Here is a 13,195-nt window from a genome sequence, read left to right on the forward strand (position 1 = left end):
TGTTTTTTGCGCGGGTGGCGAAATTGGTAGACGCACCAGGTTTAGGTCCTGACGGTGGCAACACTGTGGGGGTTCGAGTCCCCCCCCGCGCACCAACCTTTAAATAGGCATCTTTGAACGATGCCGCAGGTGAAAGTCCTGCCAAAACCAAAATTAGGAGTTAGTCATGGCCGTTACTGTAGAAACTCTGGAAAAGCTGGAGCGCAAGATCACTTTGACCCTGCCCGTGGGCGTGATCCAGACTGAAGTGGACAGCCGTCTGCGCAAGCTGGCCCGCACCGTGAAGATGGACGGTTTCCGTCCAGGCAAAGTGCCCATGAACGTGGTGACACAGCGCTACGGTTACTCCGTGCATTACGAAGTGATGAACGACAAGGTGGGCGAGGCTTTCGCCACTGCCGCCAACGAAGCCAAGCTGCGCGTGGCCGGCCAGCCCAAGATCACCGAGAGCGAAGCCGCTCCCGAAGGCCAGATGGCCTTTGACGCCGTGTTCGAAGTGTTCCCCGAAGTCAAGATCGGTGACTTGGCCGCCGCCGAAGTTGAAAAGTTGGCAGCTGATGTGACCGACGAAGCCATCGACAAAACCATCGAAATTCTGCGCAAGCAGCGCCGCACTTTCGCCCAGCGTGCCCAAGGCACCGCTGCGCAAGACACCGACCGCGTGACGGTGGACTTCGAAGGCAAGATGGACGGCGAAGTGTTCTCCGGTGGCAAGGCCGATGACTTCCAGTTCATCTTGGGCGACGGCCAGATGCTCAAAGAATTTGAAGACGCAACCCGCGGCATGAAGACCGGTGAAAGCAAGACTTTCCCCCTGGCATTCCCCGCTGACTACCACGGCAAAGACGTGGCCGGCAAAACTGCCGACTTCATGGTGACCCTGAAGAAGCTCGAAGCAGCCAACCTGCCCGCCGTGGACGCAGAACTGGCCAAGTCTCTGGGCATTGCCGAAGGCACCGTGGAAGCCCTGCGCGCCGACATCCGCAAAAACCTGGAGCGCGAAGTCAAGCACCGCCTGCTGGCACGCAACAAACAAGCCGCCATGGACGCGTTGGTTGCCAAGGCTGAACTAGACCTGCCTAAGTCCAGCGTGCAAGCTGAACTGGACCGCATGATCGAAAACGCCCGTGCAGACCTGAAGCAGCGCGGCATCAAGGATGCGGACAAAGCCCCCATCCCTGACGACATCTTCCGTCCCCAAGCCGAGCGCCGTGTGCGTTTGGGCCTGGTGGTGGCTGAACTGGTGCGTGCCAATGACCTGGCCGCCAAGCCCGAGCAGATCAAGGCCCACGTGGACGAGCTGGCTGCCAGCTACGAAAAGCCTGCTGACGTGGTGCGTTGGTACTTTGGTGACAACCGCCGCATGGCTGAAGTCGAAGCCATCGTGATCGAAAACAACGTGACCGAGTTCGTGTTGGCCAAGGCCAAAGTGACTGCCAAGTCGGTCTCCTTTGACGAGCTGATGGGCCAGAACTGATTGGCCATGCGATTGGCGTGCTTGGCACGCTGAATCGGAAATGGGGCTTGCGCGGGACTTGCAGTCCGGCGGTCAAGCCCCATTTGCATGGAGGGTCAGGTTTTTTCGGTACAGTTACACCATTCAATTTGGAGAGCTTATGAACGTGAAATATGGAATGTCCGGCGCAATGGAAACGCAGGCATTGGGCATGGTTCCCATGGTCATCGAGCAGTCGGGCCGCGGTGAGCGCTCCTACGACATCTATTCACGTCTGCTCAAGGAGCGCGTGATCTTCCTGGTCGGCCCGGTGAACGACCAGACCGCCAACCTGGTGGTGGCGCAGCTGCTCTTCCTGGAGAGCGAAAATCCTGACAAGGACATCTCGTTCTACATCAACTCCCCCGGTGGTTCGGTCAGTGCGGGCATGGCGATTTACGACACCATGAACTTCATCAAGCCCGATGTCTCCACGCTGTGTACCGGCATGGCCGCCAGCATGGGCGCATTCCTGCTGGCTGCAGGCGCCAAAGGCAAGCGTTTCTCGCTGCCCAACTCCAAGGTCATGATTCACCAGCCTTTGGGTGGTACACAAGGCCAAGCCACCGAGATTGAGATTCATGCTCGCGAAATTCTGAAGACCCGCGAGCAGCTCAACAAGATCCTGGCAGAGCGCACGGGCCAACCGCTGGAGAAGATCGAGCGCGACACCGAACGTGATTACTACCTGTCTGCCGACGAAGCCAAAGAGTATGGCTTGGTGGACCAGGTGATCGCCAAGCGCCCCTGATTGAGCGGCTTTTAGCCCTCCCAACGGTGTCTTTCTGCTGGAAAGGCACCGTTTTTATTTGGTTATCATTGCTTAACTTAGCGAAAAAGGCAGACTTCACATGGCCGAGAAAAAAGGCGCAACCGGCGAAAAAACCTTGTACTGCTCTTTCTGCGGCAAGAGCCAGCACGAGGTCAAAAAGCTGATCGCCGGCCCATCGGTGTTTGTGTGCGATGAGTGCATCGAACTCTGCAACGAGATCATCCGCGACGAACTGCCCGCCACGACCGAAGGCAAGGACGCGCGCAGCGACCTGCCCACCCCCGCTGACATCAAGGCCAATCTGGACAACTATGTGATTGGCCAGGAGCCCGCCAAGCGTACGCTGGCAGTGGCGGTGTACAACCACTACAAGCGCCTCAAACACAAGGAAAAAGCCAAGAAGGACGACGTGGAGTTGGCCAAGAGCAATATCTTGTTGATTGGCCCCACCGGTTCCGGCAAAACCCTGCTGGCCCAGACGCTGGCGCGGATGCTCGATGTGCCGTTTGTGATGGCCGATGCCACCACGCTGACCGAAGCCGGTTATGTGGGCGAAGACGTGGAGAACATCGTTCTCAAGCTGCTGCAAAGCTGCAACTACGATGTGGAGCGCGCCCAGCGCGGCATTGTCTACATCGACGAAATTGACAAGATTTCGCGCAAGTCCGACAACCCATCCATCACGCGTGACGTGTCAGGCGAGGGTGTGCAGCAGGCCTTGCTCAAGCTCATCGAAGGCACCATGGCCAGCGTGCCGCCCCAGGGCGGGCGCAAGCACCCCAACCAGGACTTTGTGCAGATCGACACGACTAACATCTTGTTCATTTGCGGTGGTGCGTTCGCGGGCCTGGAAAAGGTCATTGAACGCCGTACCGAGTCTTCGGGGATTGGCTTTGGTGCTGCCGTCAAGAGCAAGCAGCAGCGCGCCTTGACCGAGGTGTTCAAGGAAGTGGAGCCGGAAGATCTGATCAAGTTCGGTTTGATTCCCGAACTGGTTGGCCGTATGCCGGTGGTGGCGACCCTGGCCGAGCTGACTGAAGATGCGCTGGTGCAAATCCTGACCGAGCCCAAGAATGCGCTGGTCAAGCAATACGCCAAGCTGTTGGCCATGGAAGGCGCTGAGCTGGAAATCCGCCCTGCTGGCCTCAAGGCGATTGCCAAGCGCGCTCTGGCACGCAAGACTGGTGCACGTGGGCTGCGTTCCATTCTGGAGCAGTCGCTGATTGACACCATGTACGAGTTGCCCAATGCGGGCAACGTGGAAAAAGTGGTGGTGGACGAGTCCACCATCGAAGAAAACAAGCCCCCATTGCTGGTTTACCGCGAGTCGGCCAAGAAGGCGTAATGCATTTCCGCCCAAGGGTCCAATTAACAGGGCTTTTGGGAGAGTACACCTGAAATCGCAGGCGAAGTTGCCACCCATAATGGCAGTGCGCTTGAATTTCAGGCAACTCGGTCCATATTCAACAGGTAACGAAAAGGTTTCCCATGTCTGGCCACACACCCCTGCCTGCTACCCCCATTGACTTGCCACTGTTGCCCCTGCGTGACGTGGTCGTTTTCCCCCACATGGTGATCCCCCTGTTTGTGGGCCGTCCCAAGAGCATCAAGGCGCTGGAAGCCGCGATGGAAGCCGACCGCCGTATCATGCTGGTAGCCCAGAAGGCGGCTGCCAAAGACGATCCTGTGGTGTCTGACATGTTTGATGTGGGTTGCGTGTCCACCATTCTGCAGATGCTGAAATTGCCCGATGGCACCGTGAAGGTGTTGGTGGAAGGGCACCAGCGTGCGACTGTGAACGAGATTGTGGAAGGGGAGCAGCACTTCACCGCCAATGTCACGCCGATTGAAGCTCCCGACGAGAGCAGCGATGCAGCCCGCAAGGCCGCTAGCGAAGTGGAGGCCCTGCGTCGGGCGGTGATGCAGCAGTTTGACCAATACGTCAAACTCAACAAAAAGATTCCGCCTGAAATCCTGACCTCCATTTCTAGCATCGACGATGCCGGCCGCTTGGCCGACACCATTGCGGCGCACTTGCCTCTGAAGCTGGACAGCAAACAAACCGTGCTGAGCCTGCCGCAGGTGAAAGACCGCCTGGAAAACCTGTTCGAGCAAATCGAACGCGAAGTTGACATTCTCAATGTCGACAAGAAGATCCGTGGCCGCGTGAAGCGCCAGATGGAGAAGAACCAGCGCGATTTCTATTTGAATGAGCAGGTCAAAGCCATCCAGAAGGAACTGGGCGAGGGCGAAGACGGTGCGGACATCGAAGAGATCGAGAAAAAGATCAAGGCCGCCAAGATGCCCAAAGAGGCTTTGAAGAAAGCCGAGGCCGAGCTCAAGAAGCTCAAGCTGATGTCGCCCATGTCGGCCGAAGCCACCGTGGTGCGCAACTACATCGAGGTGTTGACCGGCTTGCCCTGGACGACCAAAACCAAGATCAAGCACAACCTTGTGAATGCCGAGAATGTGCTGAATGAAGACCACTACGGCTTGGACAAGGTCAAGGACCGCATCCTGGAATACCTTGCAGTGCAACAACGCGTGGACAAGGTCAAGGCGCCCATCCTGTGCCTGGTAGGCCCTCCTGGCGTGGGTAAGACGTCCCTAGGGCAGTCCATTGCCAAGGCCACAGGACGCAAGTACGTGCGCATGGCCCTGGGTGGCATGCGGGACGAGGCCGAGATCCGTGGCCACCGCCGTACCTATATCGGCGCGATGCCTGGCAAGGTCCTGCAAAGCTTGTCCAAGGTTGGCACCCGTAATCCACTGTTCCTGCTGGACGAAATTGACAAACTGGGCACGGACTTCCGGGGTGACCCTAGCAGCGCGCTGCTGGAAGTGTTGGACCCCGAGCAAAACAACAAGTTTGGCGACCACTACGTGGAGGTGGACTACGACCTGAGCGATGTGATGTTTGTGGCCACCAGCAACTCTATGAACATTCCTCCGGCCCTGTTGGACCGTATGGAAGTGATTCGCCTCTCGGGTTACACCGAAGACGAGAAGACGAACATTGCTATCACCTACCTGCTGCCCAAGCAGATGAAAAACAATGGTGTAAAGGCTTCCGAGCTGGCCGTGTCGGAAGACGCGGTGCGCGACATCGTGCGTTACTACACGCGGGAAGCCGGTGTGCGTTCGCTGGAGCGTGAACTCTCCAAAATCTGTCGTAAAGTGGTCAAGGGCCTGTTGCTCAAAAAGCTGACGCCGCAGGTGGTGGTGACCGTAGACAACCTCAACGACTTTTTGGGTGTGCGCAAGTACACCTATGGTCGCGCTGAAGAACAGAACCAGGTTGGCCAAGTCGTCGGCCTGGCATGGACGGAAGTCGGTGGTGATTTGCTGACCATTGAAGCCGCATTAACACCTGGCAAGGGCATCATCACGCGTACCGGTTCTTTGGGCGATGTGATGAAGGAGTCTGTGGAGGCTGCACGTACGGTGGTGCGCAGCCGTTCACGCCGCTTGGGCATCAAGGACGAGGTGTTTGAGAAGAAAGACATCCACATCCACGTGCCCGATGGTGCGACCCCCAAAGATGGTCCCAGCGCCGGTGCTGCGATGGCAACTGCGTTTGTGTCCGCATTAACCGGCATTCCTGTGCGTGGCGATGTGGCGATGACTGGTGAAATTACCCTGCGCGGTGAGATCACGGAAATCGGTGGCTTGAAGGAAAAGTTGTTGGCCGCGCTGCGTGGCGGCATCAAGACTGTGTTGATTCCTGAGCAGAACGCCAAGGACCTGCAGGACATTCCTGAGAACGTGAAGAACGGTCTCGAGATTGTGCCGGTGCGCTGGATTGACCAGGTGTTGGAGCTGGCGCTGGAAAGCCATCCCATTCCCCTTGCGGACGAAGAGGTGCTGCCCGCGACGGCAGTGGCTGCCATTGCGCCTGCCGTGCAATTGGATGAGTCCGTCAAACACTAAGTGCTGGCATTTTTGAGTCGGAGTGGACTTAGGCTAAAAAAGTAGGCTATAATTCGAGGCTTGAAACGCGGGAATAGCTCAGTTGGTAGAGCGATACCTTGCCAAGGTATAGGTCGAGAGTTCGAGCCTCTTTTCCCGCTCCAATTTCGTACTGGAGTGTCGTTTCTAGTACAGTGTCAGTTCATGCGGGAATAGCTCAGTTGGTAGAGCGATACCTTGCCAAGGTATAGGTCGAGAGTTCGAGCCTCTTTTCCCGCTCCAATTCAAAAAATGGAAGTCTTGACTTCCATTTTTTTATTCAAAGTGGCGCGGTAGCAAAGCGGTTATGCCCCGGATTGCAAATCCGGTTAGTCCGGTTCGACTCCGGACCGCGCCTCCAGATTGATCTGGTCACAAATGCCTCGTCGGCCTCGGTTGGCGGGGCGTTTTTGTTTGACAATAGACCCACGTGCCCGAGTGGTGAAATAGGTAGACACATCGGACTTAAAATCCGCCGCTTCGTGAATAACGGGCGTACCGGTTCGATTCCGGTCTCGGGCACCATTTTCTTGTTTTATTTCGTACGAAATCATACTAAAACCCGCGTAGTCTATAGCTGCAGCGGGTTTTTTGTTGTCCGAAGAGGTTCCAGGCGATACCATCAGTTCCTATGAATTTGTTGGTATCTTTGTTGGTATCAGGCATCTACCAACAATCTAGATACCAACACAAGGGGGGGCGCATGCCATTAACGGACACTTTTGTTCGAAACACCAAGTACTCGGGACGACCGTCAGGGGATAAACACGCAGATGGTGGAGGGATGTACTTGCACATTAGTGCCAGTGGAAAGTACTGGCGAATGGCATATAGGTTCGCAGACAAGCAGAAAACGCTTTCGTTGGGCGTTTACCCTGAAGTGACACTGGCAGAGGCCAGGAAGCACCGAGAAACAGCACGAAAGTTGCTCGCACAGGGAGTAGATCCAAGCGCAGCCAAGAGGGAGGCAAAAGCACTCAAGGTCATTTCCTCAGGCAACACATTCGAATTGGTTGCTCAAGAGTGGTTGAAGAAAAGCCAAGGTGATCGCATGGCTAGCACTCACCTAAAAGTCACGAACTGGTTGGAGAAGGACATTTTTCCGTATATCGGAAAGATCCCAATTTCAGACGTTGGCCCGCGCGACGTGTTGGCAGCCCTTCGTCATATGGAAGGCCGGGGAGCGTTGGACAGCACGCAGCGCGTGAAACAAGTTTGCGGCCAAGTTTTTCGTTACGCGGTTGCATGTGGGTTTGCAGAACGGGACGTTACGCAGGATCTCAAAGGTGCTTTGGCCAAGCATAAGCCCGGCAATTTTGCGGCGATTACAGATCCCAAACTGGCTGGCCAATTGCTGCGATCAATCTTTGACTACCAGGGGCACCACTGCACGGTTGCAGCATTGAAGTTGTCTCCATTGTTGTTCGTCCGCCCTGGAGAGCTGCGTATGGCTGAATGGTCAGAATTCGACTTTGAGGCTTCGGAATGGAGGATTCCGGCTAAGAAAATGAAAATGGGCGCTGATCATCTTGTTCCGTTGTCTTTACAGGCTCAAGCAATTTTGCGAGATCTCAATCAAATAACGGGGCGAGGAAAGTTCGTCTTTCCAGGTCTGAGGAGTGGAGAGCGTCCGATGTCTGAAAACACTATAAACGCCGCATTGCGCGGGATGGGCTACGCTCAAGACGTTCACACGGCTCATGGTTTTCGTGCCATGGCACGTACGATCATGGATGAAGTTCTGAACGAAAGGGTTGACTTGATTGAGCATCAATTGGCGCACGCTGTGAAAGATGCGAATGGCCGTGCGTACAACAGGACTGCGCACCTGCCGGCACGACGAGAAATGATGCAGAGATGGGCTGACTATCTGGATAAGCTCCGGTTGGAAGGTATGGTTGCCACAGTCAAAGTGTGACGGGGGAATAGTTCACATCAAAGATGTAGCGGCGTCCTATTTAAGCTTCATGCGTAAAGAGGCTTCTGCTTAGGGCCAAGTGCGGTCATCCGCCAGTGACTGCTTTCAGGTACGCGAATTTTGAGGGCGACTCATAACTGGATCGGGGTTGTGTGGCGGCGTGGCCAGCGCAACCGCAAGCCGGCGGCAAAAAGACGCGCATTCATCGAACTGGCGAGCACGCAGAGCGTCGGGACCGACTGAATGATTCAGTTGAACGCCTTCATCCTGTGGCCGTTAAGCGCGGCGTTGCTGATCGCGAATTGCTTGCTCGTCAGTTGACCTTTGCACCTGGCTAGCAGGCACCCTCAGGCCGCTGACCATAACAAACCGCGCCTATTGATTTCTAAAGTGATTTACTCTCCTGTGTACCTGGCGCACCGCAACCCGGCCTCGGTCGTCACGCCAACGCGGCTCTGATCATCATCCTGTAGGGGCGGGAGCGGCCCTGGAGCTGATTGACCGTGGCCACGATGATCCGTCCGCGCGAGGGGCAGGAAAAGGCCAGCGTGCCGGTAATGCCCGAATGTCCAATGAACTCTAGCCCCTGACGAAACGGAGGGAGCCACCGTGGGACGGCAAAGCGCAATACGCCGGTGCCCGCCTGCAGCGGAAAGAATATCCGTCTCCAGGGTGCAAACTCTTCCAGCATCGCTCGTGAGAACAATCCACCGTTGAAGAATGCAGAAGTGAAGCGGGCCAGATCTCCAAGGCAGGACACCGCCCCTCCGTCGCCGGGCATCGACGAAAGCGCGAAGGGGATCTCGACCACCCCTGCGCCGTAGCGCAACGGTAGCGCGCCCATTCCTCGCTTGTAGAAGGCAGTGCACTTCAAGCCTAGCGGATGCGCGATGCAGGTGGCCAGCGCTTCGTCGATGTCCTGCCCCCTCGAACGCGCAATGACCTCAGTCAAAAAAAAGAAGTTCGTGTCCGAATAGAGGGCTTTCATGCCCGTGCCTGGGGGAAAGGATGGGTGCATTTCGTCGCGTGTCCATGCCAGCACCTCTGCCAGACCAAAGGCCTGGTCGCGGCCCGCAAAGAGACTGGCGGCCAGCGTCGATCCGTCGCGACGCTTTCCTTCGAAATAGTCGGGCAAACCAGAGGTGTGTGTGAGCAAATGGCGCAGCGTTATGCGTTCAGTGAAGTCCGCCCCCTTAAAGACGTGCAAACCATCGAGTTCGCCCGGGGCAAAGAATCGTCCAAGCGGATCGTCCAGGGCAAGATGTCCTTCTCCGACAAGCTGCAGGAGCATGGCGGTGACCAGCAGCTTTGAGGTCGATGCGATCAGAAACGGGGTTTCCGGCCCGACCGGCTGCCCTTGCCAATTGCCCCTGCAAGCATGGGTCCAGGTTTCGGCTTCCATGACACCAAGCGCAACCTCGTGAGCATCGCCGCGCCCGTATTCGCTGTCGACTATGCGGTCGAGTTCGGATTGCAGGCTCATGCGATCGGCTCCATTTCTGGTCAATCCGTGCCTTGCCCTTGTTCATGGAGCGCAATCTCCTGACGGGCCGCGCGAATTAGTTGCTGTGGTTTGATGCCAAGCACGCCCAATGCACGAGCTGCAATTGAGAACTCTTCCTCGGCGGCGGCGAGAAGAACATCTGCAGCCAGAAGCGGGCGAGCCTTGCGGGCCTCAGCGGTTGAAGCAAGACGCTGAACAATCGTTTGTCCAGACGGCGCCGCGCGGTACAGTTTTGAAGCAGCGGGGACGCGGGGGCTATCTGGGAGGTGAAGTCCGGCATCCGGTGCTGCCTCCATCCCTGCATGACGAAGAGCGTCGACAAACTGGGAGCGTATGGCCTCCTCAAACGCCTGGGGGGCCGCACCAAGGCTGGCGAGCGCTCTCCGGGCAGTTCCGTCTGGTAAGGAAAGAGAGGCTAGTAGGAAATGCTCAGACCCTGGCGTCTGGTTGCCGTGGGCACGTGCGACTCGCTCAGCCTCCTTGCACAGGGCGGAGAGCGTACCAACGTCATTAAGCTTGTTTTTGAGGGCGGTTAACATTTTCATCCTTTTGAGGTGAGTCAGTCTTTCAAGTAAGAAAGCCTTCGATGGGCGGCCTGCTTTGACACACCCAAGGCTTCAGCGATTTGAGACCAAGACCAGCCACGCTGCAGTGCCAACGTGACAACGCGCGCTTCGTATTGATCGGCTACTTGACGAAGTGCGACCACCGCCGCAAGGGCTGTAGGAATGTCACTTGGGTTTGGCAGGTGCTGCGTCAGGTTCATATCGTCAACAATAGCTGACGAAAGAGAATCCGTCAACATTTACTGACGAGCGGCGCCAGTATTGCGTGTTTCAAAGTCTCAGCGCTGGAATTCAACCGCCGGTATCACCGACGGCATCGTTTCTGTAGTTACCTCTATGCCCTTGAAGAGGTCGTCGCGCCGCGAGGCGACGCAAGTTGATCTCGCTGGAGCCACTCGATGCGCGCGAAATACGTTGCGTATATGGACGAGTCACCGGTCAGGAACAGGTGCGAGACTACGGCATCGACCATGGTGCAGCCCAGCCACAAGCGGCCGAAGAAGGCGGTGCGCGGTATCAGTTTCAACACCACGCCGACACCGGCGTGGTTTCTTGAAGGATCGCGCCGCGTACTGTTTCTGGCCTAGGGCAGCGGGCGGACACTGAGCAAAGCAACCGCCCCAAAAATTTCAAGCAAAACCAGCGCTTTGAGCATTCCATTAGGCGCGCCGTGCGCGATCATTGGCATGATCCTCCCAAGAGGTTGCGCCAACAGGAATACGGCGCAGATGTCTCCGATGATGGCGTCATGTACTCGGAACAGCGCGAATGCAAACAGCAGTGCCTGGGCCAGGAACACTCCCACATAAATGGCTCCAAACTCGCTGGCTCCATTCGGCAAAGATAGCTGATAGCCAAGAACTTTTGCCAGGGAGTCCGGCTTCAGTAGAGCCCAGCCTGCGAAAGCAACGAAGATTAACGCCGTCGACGCAAGCAGCACCTGCCGTAGCAAATCGCTGTAAATCATATATTCTCCAAAGATGAGTTAGATAAGGGGCGAATGCTGAATGGTCCCGGACATGATGTCGATGACCTAGAAGGTCAAACTTCGAACATAAAGGAATGTGTGTGTCGAGCAACAATGCAAGCGTAGGGCAACCGTTGAGGCGCACCGCTGGGGAGATGCTGCGCGACTGGCGCCATGCCCGCGGACAAACCCAGTTAGAGCTTGCTTCTCAGGCACAGGTGTCGACACGTCACCTCAGTTGTCTTGAGAGCGACAAGGCCGAGCCCAGTCGCGTCATGCTTATGCGCCTCGCACGGCACTTGGAGCTCTCGTTGCGAGATACCAACCTGCTTCTGATGGCGGGGGGGTTCGCACCGATGTTCCCTGAGCGACCTTGGGAGGATCCCTCACTGGCTGCCGCCAGGGAAGTTGTTGATTCGGTGCTTCGGGCCAGCGAGCCGTCTCCCGCATTCACTGTCGACCGCCACTGGAATATGATCGCCAGAAATCGCATGACTGAGGTGCTTTTGGGGCAGGTCGCTCCACGACTACTTCATGCGCCCATTAACGCATTCCGGCTCGCGCTTGATCCTGAGGGACTCGCTCCGCAGATCCTGAATCTTCCGCAGTGGCGTTCCTACATCTTCACGCGCCTTGCCCGTCAGATTGACTTAACCGCCGATCCCGTGCTTATCCGTCTGCTACATGAACTGCAGGGATTGGCCGGACATTCAGACACGGATGATGAGCCAAGTGGCCACAGCGCCCTGGTTATGCCGCTGCGACTTGCTACGCCCTGGGGGCCGTTGACGCTGATCAACACAGTGACCATGTTCGGTACGCCACTTGAAGTCTCGCTCTCAGAACTCACTCTCGAAGTCCTTTACCCTGCGGATGCGGCAACGCGCTCGGCGCTGGAAACCATCTGGAGAGCCCAGTCCGATTTCCAGGGCCACGGCATTCAGTAGCGTGACGCTAGACCTGGCCGGCCACGGCCGTGTTGGTGGAGACAGCCGACACCACTATCATTCGCAGCATGTGCTCTTAGATACGCGAGCCTTCTCAGCATGTCCTGAAATCTCCTCGGATGCCGCCGATGAAGCACCTCAAAACGTCCCAGCAGGACATACAGCACATGAAATGGTCGCCAGCGAATTTGCGGCTGACTATCGACAATGCAATATTGTCGATAGTTAGTTTTTTTGACCGTTTTCGCTGCTTTCCAGTTGGCCACCAGTAATGTCCGCAAACGATAGTCAATGTCGGCTTTATGGCAGTCGATTGATACCCTTGGAATTCCGCTTTGGGTCGACCTCCGCCGCTTTCCCCCTCCTAAAAAAACTCAGCCACACATACTTCCCCTGACCTCCAGCAGGGAATAACCACCACCAGGCCGCAAGCCTGACCATCTATCCCATTCAGCCCTATCCAGGTGCCTGAACCCCAGCTCCACATTCTGTGGGTCTGATCTCCCTCTATTTCCCGCTGTAGTCACACCAGACCGCTCAACACCTCGTTGAGCGGCTCTGGGCTTTGTGCCGCACTTTTCCATGCCTGTCCTTTATGGGGATGGCAGGGAGGCGTGCGTCTGTCATTCCTTCATTTACGAAAGCATCCCCATGTGTATTCAATGCCCTCAATGTGGTTCCACCCGAATCACCACCCGAGACCTCGGTAAAAAAGTCGGTGGCGCTACTGGTGTCATCGCAGGCGGCGTCACCGGCTGGACCAGTGCCGTTACTGGTGCCCGTGTCGGTATGACCGTTGGTTTGATGGGGGGCCCCGCAGTCATCGCCCTGGGCTGTGTGGCCGGCGCTTTGGTAGGTGGCCTGGTTGGCGCTGCCACGGGCGGAGTGGCTGGCGCCAAGATCGGCTCAGTACTGGATCAGCGTGTGCTGGACAACCTGGAGTGTGTGGTTTGCGAGCACGTCTTCAGCGCCCCCGAATAAACCGCCAACTACCTAGCTTCAGCGCATTCCAGCAGTAGCAGTCCATTGATCGGTCTGCTTATCCGTTTCCCCGGCTTCATTCACGAAGCCATTCCCC

The 13,195-nt window shown here is 56.7% G+C and carries 12 protein-coding genes and 5 tRNA genes; 13 read left to right on the forward strand and 4 right to left on the reverse strand.

Features of this window, described 5'->3' with window-relative positions:
- Positions 1-8 precede the first annotated feature (8 nt).
- From C5F53_RS06570 to C5F53_RS06615, 10 genes are all read left to right on the forward strand, one after another.
- Positions 9-95 (forward strand) — tRNA-Leu (locus C5F53_RS06570).
- Between the two features lie 71 nt (positions 96-166).
- Positions 167-1,477, forward strand: a complete 1,311-nt coding sequence (gene tig, locus C5F53_RS06575; RefSeq protein WP_105260577.1) for a trigger factor — start codon at positions 167-169, stop codon at positions 1,475-1,477.
- Positions 1,478-1,616: 139 nt separating this feature from the next.
- Positions 1,617-2,246, forward strand: coding sequence for an ATP-dependent Clp endopeptidase proteolytic subunit ClpP (gene clpP / locus C5F53_RS06580; protein WP_255413700.1), 630 nt, complete (start codon positions 1,617-1,619; stop codon positions 2,244-2,246).
- Positions 2,247-2,346: 100 nt separating this feature from the next.
- Entirely contained in the window at positions 2,347-3,612 is a 1,266-nt protein-coding gene (gene clpX, locus C5F53_RS06585; RefSeq protein ID WP_105260578.1) for an ATP-dependent Clp protease ATP-binding subunit ClpX, read from the forward strand.
- Positions 3,613-3,755: 143 nt separating this feature from the next.
- A complete protein-coding gene (gene lon / locus C5F53_RS06590) occupies positions 3,756-6,197 on the forward strand; it encodes an endopeptidase La (protein WP_105260579.1) in 2,442 nt (813 codons plus the stop codon).
- A 67-nt stretch (positions 6,198-6,264) separates the two neighbouring features.
- Positions 6,265-6,340: transfer RNA gene (locus C5F53_RS06595), tRNA-Gly, on the forward strand.
- A gap of 42 nt (positions 6,341-6,382) precedes the next feature.
- A tRNA-Gly gene (locus C5F53_RS06600) sits at positions 6,383-6,458 on the forward strand.
- 44 nt (positions 6,459-6,502) lie between these two features.
- Positions 6,503-6,576: transfer RNA gene (locus tag C5F53_RS06605), tRNA-Cys, on the forward strand.
- A gap of 71 nt (positions 6,577-6,647) precedes the next feature.
- Positions 6,648-6,740 (forward strand) — tRNA-Leu (locus tag C5F53_RS06610).
- Positions 6,741-6,918: 178 nt separating this feature from the next.
- Positions 6,919-8,133: an integrase arm-type DNA-binding domain-containing protein gene (locus C5F53_RS06615; RefSeq protein WP_105260955.1), complete on the forward strand. Its 1,215-nt coding sequence runs from the start codon at positions 6,919-6,921 to the stop codon at positions 8,131-8,133.
- Positions 8,134-8,572: 439 nt separating this feature from the next.
- On the opposite strand, the gene C5F53_RS06620 is transcribed toward C5F53_RS06615, so the two are convergent.
- The 3 genes from C5F53_RS06620 to C5F53_RS06630 are packed head-to-tail and all read right to left on the reverse strand — an operon-like array spanning position 8,573 to position 10,442.
- Positions 8,573-9,616: a serine hydrolase gene (locus tag C5F53_RS06620; protein WP_105260580.1), complete on the reverse strand. Its 1,044-nt coding sequence runs from the start codon at positions 9,614-9,616 to the stop codon at positions 8,573-8,575.
- A 20-nt stretch (positions 9,617-9,636) separates the two neighbouring features.
- On the reverse strand, positions 9,637-10,176 hold the full coding sequence (locus tag C5F53_RS06625) for a Clp protease N-terminal domain-containing protein (protein ID WP_105260956.1): 540 nt from the start codon (positions 10,174-10,176) through the stop codon (positions 9,637-9,639).
- A 20-nt stretch (positions 10,177-10,196) separates the two neighbouring features.
- Entirely contained in the window at positions 10,197-10,442 is a 246-nt protein-coding gene (locus tag C5F53_RS06630) for a helix-turn-helix domain-containing protein (RefSeq protein ID WP_236635278.1), read from the reverse strand.
- Between the two features lie 159 nt (positions 10,443-10,601).
- Here C5F53_RS06630 and C5F53_RS20235 point away from each other — a divergent pair, with 159 nt between their 5' ends.
- On the forward strand, positions 10,602-10,790 hold the full coding sequence (locus tag C5F53_RS20235; protein ID WP_161499895.1) for a hypothetical protein: 189 nt from the start codon (positions 10,602-10,604) through the stop codon (positions 10,788-10,790).
- On the opposite strand, the gene C5F53_RS06635 is transcribed toward C5F53_RS20235, so the two are convergent.
- Positions 10,787-11,170 carry a DUF4345 family protein gene (locus tag C5F53_RS06635; RefSeq protein WP_105260581.1) on the reverse strand — a complete coding sequence of 128 codons (384 nt, stop codon included), beginning with the start codon at positions 11,168-11,170 and terminating at the stop codon, positions 10,787-10,789. The two genes, C5F53_RS20235 and C5F53_RS06635, sit on opposite strands and share 4 nt — an antisense overlap.
- A 101-nt stretch (positions 11,171-11,271) precedes the next feature.
- On the opposite strand from C5F53_RS06635, the gene C5F53_RS06640 reads away from it, so the two are divergent.
- Both C5F53_RS06640 and C5F53_RS06645 read left to right on the forward strand, forming a co-directional pair.
- Positions 11,272-12,117 carry a helix-turn-helix domain-containing protein gene (locus tag C5F53_RS06640; protein WP_236635279.1) on the forward strand — a complete coding sequence of 282 codons (846 nt, stop codon included), beginning with the start codon at positions 11,272-11,274 and terminating at the stop codon, positions 12,115-12,117.
- A gap of 651 nt (positions 12,118-12,768) precedes the next feature.
- The gene (locus tag C5F53_RS06645; protein ID WP_105260959.1) at positions 12,769-13,098 is read left to right on the forward strand and encodes a hypothetical protein; all 330 of its coding nucleotides are present in this window, start codon (positions 12,769-12,771) and stop codon (positions 13,096-13,098) included.
- Positions 13,099-13,195: the final 97 nt, after the last annotated feature.

The sequence above is a fragment of the Rhodoferax sp. TS-BS-61-7 genome, assembly GCF_002943465.1.
GTDB lineage: Bacteria > Pseudomonadota > Gammaproteobacteria > Burkholderiales > Burkholderiaceae_C > Allorhodoferax.

What these genes read in the sequence shown, in the direction of transcription:
- tig (WP_105260577.1), top strand. Translation starts at nt 167, where the DNA reads ATGGCCGTTACTGTAGAAACTCTGGAAAAGCTGGAGCGCAAGATCACT.
- C5F53_RS06635 (WP_105260581.1), bottom strand. Translation starts at nt 11,170, where the DNA reads ATGATTTACAGCGATTTGCTACGGCAGGTGCTGCTTGCGTCGACGGCG.
- C5F53_RS06645 (WP_105260959.1), top strand. Translation starts at nt 12,769, where the DNA reads ATGTGTATTCAATGCCCTCAATGTGGTTCCACCCGAATCACCACCCGA.
- lon (WP_105260579.1), top strand. Translation starts at nt 3,756, where the DNA reads ATGTCTGGCCACACACCCCTGCCTGCTACCCCCATTGACTTGCCACTG.
- clpP (WP_255413700.1), top strand. Translation starts at nt 1,617, where the DNA reads ATGAACGTGAAATATGGAATGTCCGGCGCAATGGAAACGCAGGCATTG.
- C5F53_RS06630 (WP_236635278.1), bottom strand. Translation starts at nt 10,442, where the DNA reads ATGTTGACGGATTCTCTTTCGTCAGCTATTGTTGACGATATGAACCTG.
- C5F53_RS20235 (WP_161499895.1), top strand. Translation starts at nt 10,602, where the DNA reads ATGCGCGCGAAATACGTTGCGTATATGGACGAGTCACCGGTCAGGAAC.
- C5F53_RS06620 (WP_105260580.1), bottom strand. Translation starts at nt 9,616, where the DNA reads ATGAGCCTGCAATCCGAACTCGACCGCATAGTCGACAGCGAATACGGG.
- C5F53_RS06615 (WP_105260955.1), top strand. Translation starts at nt 6,919, where the DNA reads ATGCCATTAACGGACACTTTTGTTCGAAACACCAAGTACTCGGGACGA.
- C5F53_RS06625 (WP_105260956.1), bottom strand. Translation starts at nt 10,176, where the DNA reads ATGTTAACCGCCCTCAAAAACAAGCTTAATGACGTTGGTACGCTCTCC.
- clpX (WP_105260578.1), top strand. Translation starts at nt 2,347, where the DNA reads ATGGCCGAGAAAAAAGGCGCAACCGGCGAAAAAACCTTGTACTGCTCT.